The organism is Corynebacterium sp. HMSC069E04, from assembly GCF_001813175.1.
Taxonomy (GTDB): Bacteria; Actinomycetota; Actinomycetes; order Mycobacteriales; family Mycobacteriaceae; genus Corynebacterium; species Corynebacterium aurimucosum.
Genome location: NZ_KV811657.1, coordinates 1 through 291 on the forward strand (window position 1 = coordinate 1; position 291 = coordinate 291).

The following is a 291-nucleotide window of genomic DNA, read 5'->3' on the forward strand; positions in this document are numbered from 1 at the left end:
ATTTCAACCTTGTCGCCAGGCTTACCCTTGCCGTCCTTCCAGTCCGGCTTGTCAGCAGGAGCATCCGGCTGCTCAACCTCAACCTCTACGCGGTCGATCTCCTTGCCGTCCTTGTCCTTGACAACGACAACAACCTTGTCACCAGGCTTAGCGTCCTTATCAACGTCGACAATCAGCTTGCCGTTCTCATCGATCTTAGCCTTACCCGGGCCTTCGGTCTCAACCGTGGTGCCGTCCTCAACCGGACCACCAGTGTTCGGGATTTCAACCTTGTCGCCAGGCTTACCCTTG

1 protein-coding gene is annotated in these 291 nt (G+C 56.4%); it reads right to left on the minus strand.

Annotated elements, in window-relative coordinates; all coding sequences use genetic code 11:
- Positions 1-291, minus strand: a 291-nt coding sequence (locus tag HMPREF2896_RS12815; protein WP_168165682.1) for a hypothetical protein, incomplete at both ends; no start/stop codon positions are given.